This is a genomic window from Streptomyces sp. NRRL WC-3549 (assembly GCF_000721935.1).
GTDB lineage: Bacteria > Actinomycetota > Actinomycetes > Streptomycetales > Streptomycetaceae > Streptomyces.
In genome coordinates this window covers 25,584-29,693 of sequence record NZ_KL585420.1, presented here as the reverse complement: position 1 = coordinate 29,693, position 4,110 = coordinate 25,584, and the positions used below count along the sequence as shown (strand labels likewise).

4 protein-coding genes and 1 pseudogene are annotated in these 4,110 nt (G+C 73.4%); 2 read left to right on the top strand and 3 right to left on the bottom strand.

Annotation, left to right across the window (positions count from 1 at the left end):
• Window positions 1–517, bottom strand: a pseudogene (locus IH13_RS38295) (DNA helicase RecD); the annotation flags it as partial.
• Window positions 514–1,497, bottom strand: a complete 984-nt coding sequence (locus IH13_RS0124600; protein ID WP_031087935.1) for an aldo/keto reductase — start codon at window positions 1,495–1,497, stop codon at window positions 514–516. The gene IH13_RS0124600 and the pseudogene IH13_RS38295, both read right to left, overlap by 4 nt.
• A gap of 144 nt (window positions 1,498–1,641) precedes the next feature.
• Here IH13_RS0124600 and IH13_RS0124595 point away from each other — a divergent pair, with 144 nt between their 5' ends.
• Both IH13_RS0124595 and IH13_RS0124590 read left to right on the top strand, forming a co-directional pair.
• Complete coding sequence (locus tag IH13_RS0124595; RefSeq protein WP_031087933.1) at window positions 1,642–2,694, top strand: LLM class F420-dependent oxidoreductase; 1,053 nt, start codon at window positions 1,642–1,644, stop codon at window positions 2,692–2,694.
• A 196-nt stretch (window positions 2,695–2,890) separates the two neighbouring features.
• Window positions 2,891–3,679 carry a hypothetical protein gene (locus tag IH13_RS0124590; RefSeq protein ID WP_031087932.1) on the top strand — a complete coding sequence of 263 codons (789 nt, stop codon included), beginning with the start codon at window positions 2,891–2,893 and terminating at the stop codon, window positions 3,677–3,679.
• 19 nt (window positions 3,680–3,698) lie between these two features.
• Here the strand turns inward: IH13_RS0124590 and IH13_RS0124585 are convergent.
• Window positions 3,699–4,110, bottom strand: a 412-nt coding sequence (locus IH13_RS0124585; RefSeq protein WP_031087929.1) for a CorA family divalent cation transporter, incomplete at its 5' end; no start/stop codon positions are given.

Genomic DNA, 4,110 nt, shown 5'->3' with positions numbered 1-4,110 from the left:
CCGCCGGTGCCGCGCGGCGGGGGGCCGGGGCGGTCGCGGGGGAGTCGAAGAAGGCCGTGCCCGGCTTCTCGCCGCTCTCCACGGCCCGTACGGCCGCGAGGAGGTCGGCCGCCGGGCCACTCAGCTTCGTCCCGGCGGCGATGGGGCCCTCCTTCTCGGCCTTGCGCCGCTCGATCCGCTCCCGCAGCTCCCGCTGCGCGGCCAGCTCCGCCTCCGCCTCCGACAACGCGCCCGGTCCCGTGTCCCCGTCGTCCGAGTCCGTCGCGGCCTCCGGGTCCGCCTCCTCCCCGGCCGGCGGGCCGGCGCCGTCCGTGCCCGAGTCCTCCCCGCTTCCCCCGGCTGCCCCGCCCACCGCGCCCGCAGGGGCCTGCCGGGCCTCCGAGGAGCCCGGGCCGTCGGGAGCCCCGCCCTCCGCGGGCCCGCCCTCCGACACCCCGGTGCCGTGGGCGGCCTCCTCGCGGGCCTCGTCGTTCTCGGCCGCGGGGTCCGGGGTGTCTCCCCGGTCAAGCGCAGTCACAGCGTGCTCCAGTCCTGGTCCGGATAGCGGTGCACGGGCGCCGACACATCGTCGAGCGCCTGGCAGATCTCGTCAGGAAGACTAAGCGCCTCCACTGACAACGCCTCGGTCAGCTGCCGCGCGTTGCGCGCCCCGACGACCGGCGCCGCCACCCCGGGGCGGTCCCGGATCCACGCGAGCGCGACGTGCAGGGCCGTCGTCGCCAGGCCGTCCGCCGCGGTCGCCACCGCGTCCACGATGCGGCTCGCCGTGTCGTCGAGGTACGGCTCGACGAAGGGGGCGAGCACCTCCGAGGCGCCGCGCGAGTCGGACGGCGTGCCGGTGCGGTACTTGCCGGTCAGCACCCCGCGCCCCAGCGGGGACGACGGCAGCAGCCCCACCCCCAGGTCCAGTGCCGCCGGCAGCACCTCCCGCTCCACCCCCCGCTGCAACAGGGAGTACTCCATCTGGGTGCTCGCCAGCCGGGTACGCGTCCCGGGCGAGGCGAGCTGCCACGTCGCGGCCTTGGCCAGCTGCCAGCCGCTGAAGTTCGACACGCCCGCGTACCGGACACGCCCCGACGACACGGCCAGGTCCACGGCCTGCAGGGTCTCCTCCAGCGGCGTCACCGAATCGAAGGCGTGGATCTGCCACAGGTCGACGTAGTCCGTGCCGAGCCGCTCCAGGGAGGCGTCCAGCGCCGCGAGCAGGTGACCGCGCGAGCCGTCGAAGCGGCGGTAGGGGTCCGGAACGCTGCCGGCCTTCGTCGCGATGACCAGGTCCTCCCGTGGCACCAGGCTGTCGACGAGCCGCCCGAGGAGGTGCTCGGCCTCCCCGCCGCCGTACACGTCGGCCGTGTCGACGAGTGTGCCGCCCGCGTCCCAGAAGGCCTTCAGCTGTTCGGCGGCGTCGTGCTCGTCGGTGTCCCGGCCCCAGGTGAGGGTGCCGAGCCCGATCCGGGACACGCGAAGGCCGGTGCGGCCGAGATGCCTCTGCTCCATGGGCGCGAGATTACTGGCCGAGGCCGAACGGGGTGGCGGCCTGTGGACGACCACGCGCCGTACGACCGGGCCTGCCGCATCCCGGCCGGCCGCGCTAGAGTCCGGACCGTACGTACGTTACTGATCGGTAGAGGGAGCGTGGCCATGCGGCTCGGCATCAATCTCGGTTACTGGGGAGCCGGTATGGACGGCGACAACCTCGCCGTCGCGCAGGAGGCGGACCGGCTCGGATACGACGTCTGCTGGGCGGCCGAGGCCTACGGGTCCGACGTACCGACCGTGCTGTCCTGGGTCGCCGCGCAGACCGAGTCCATCGACGTCGGCTCCGCCATCATGCAGATCCCCGCCCGCCAGCCCGCGATGACGGCGATGACCGCCGCCACCCTCGACTCGCTCTCCGGCGGCCGCTTCCGCCTGGGCCTCGGGGTCTCGGGCCCGCAGGTCTCCGAGGGCTGGTACGGCGTGAAGTTCGACAAGCCGCTCGCCCGCACCCGCGAGTACGTCGAGATCGTGCGCAAGGCGATGTCCCGCGAACGCCTGTCCTACGAGGGCGAGCACTGGACGCTGCCGCTGCCGGACGGCCCGGGCAAGCCCATCAAGCTGACCGTCCACCCGCAGCGCGAGCACATCCCGCTCTACATCGCCGCCATCGGGCCGAAGAACCTGGAGCAGACCGGCGAGATCGCCGACGGCGCCCTGCTCATCTTCCCCTCCGCCGACCACCTGGAGGACACCGCCGTCAAGCACCTGCGGGCCGGGCGCGAGAAGGCCGGCAAGACCATGGACGGCTTCGATGTCTGCCCGACCCTGCCGCTCGCGGTCGGCGAGGACGTCAACGGTCTCGCCGACATGTTCCGCCCCTACACCGCGCTGTACGTCGGCGGCATGGGCAGCCGCAAGCAGAACTTCTACAACAACCTCGCCCAGCGCATGGGCTACGAGAAGGAAGCCGCCGAGATCCAGGACAAGTACCTGTCCGGCGACAAGAGCGGCGCGGCCGCCGCGGTCCCGCACGAGCTCATCGACCGCACCACCCTGCTCGGCCCGGTCGAGCGCGTCGCCGACCGGATGCAGGCCTACGCCGCCGCCGGTGTCACCACGCTGACGCTGGCCCCCGCCGGCTTCACCCTGGAGGAGCGGATCGCCGCTCTCCGCGCCGGCACCGACGCCCTGGAGCGCTCCGGCCTCGCCGCCTGACCCGGGGGCGGTGCGGACAGCATCACGGCCGTGGTGGGGGCTCGGGGGTCCTCCCCGCCACGGCCGTCACCCGGGTCAACGCACCGGGCGCCGCACGGTTACGCGCGGTACCCCCGGCGGACCCGTTCGTGTTGCCTACCGGCCGGTACCGAATTTGACTGTCGCTCCGCGGACACCGGTGCGAAAGGCGGCAGTGATGCTCTCGGCGAAGAGTCTGTTCCAGGAGATCCTCGACAGCGACGAGGCGTTCCGCCTGTTCTGCTCGATCGCCGCCGGCGGCGAGGCCCAGGGCGGCTGGGAGAACGGCCGGATCGCCGCCCTCGTCCCGGCGGGACTGCGGGCGCTCGGCCCCAAGATCGCCCGGCACGGCGCCGACGAAAACAAGCACGGCCGGATCTTCAACGCCCTGCTCAAGCAGCGCGGCCTGATGCCCGCCCAGGTGCCGCCGGAGACCGACTACACCCTGCTGCTGGAACGCCGGGGCATCGGCCTCGCCCATGAGCGGCTCAGCCGCGAGGTACCGCTCTGCGACCGGGACGTCATCGTCTACCTGGCCCACAGCCGGGTCACCGAACAGCGCGCCTCCGAGCAGATGAGGCAGCTGCTGCGGATCTTCGGCGACCACCCCGCGCTGGGACGCGCGGTGCGGATGATCTCCCGGGACGAGGACGACCACCTCGCCTACTGCCACGAGGAGCTCCTCCGCCTCGCCGCCGCGGGGCACGGCCGCACGATCCAGACGGTGCTGCGCGAGTGCGCCCTGGCCGAGATCCGGGTGTACCGGGACGTCAGCCTCGCCGTGATGCGCCACATGGGCACCCTGCTGCACTGGTCCCGCCCCAAGGCGGCCCTGCTGGCCGCCGGGATCCACGCGGCGTACGCGTACGAGCGGCTGGGCGGCTGGCGGCGCATGGTGAGCCTGCGGCAGCCCGCCCGGCGCGACGCGCTGGGCACCCCGCCGGTGCCGGAGGCGGAGTACGCCTGAAGGGGGCCGGGGACGCGGGCTACAGCCAGCCGCGGCGCTTGAACTGGCGGTACAGGCCGAGGACCGCGAGCGCCATCAGCGCGATCACCGCCGGATAGGACCATGTCCACTTCAGCTCCGGCATGTGTTCGAAGTTCATGCCGTAGATCCCCGCGACCATGGTCGGAACGGCGGCCATCGCCGCCCACGCCGAGATCTTCCGCATGTCGTCGTTCTGCCGCACGCCCACCTGCGCCAGGTGGGCCGAGAGGATGTCCGACAGCAGCCGGTCCAGGCCCTCCACGTGCTCGTTGGCGCGCGTCAGGTGGTCGTTCACGTCGCGGAAGAACGGCCGTGAGTGCGCGGAGACGAACGGGACCCCCGTACTCGCCAGCCGGGCCACCGGCACCGTCAGCGGCCCGGCGGCCCGGCGGAACTCCAGCAGCTGCCGC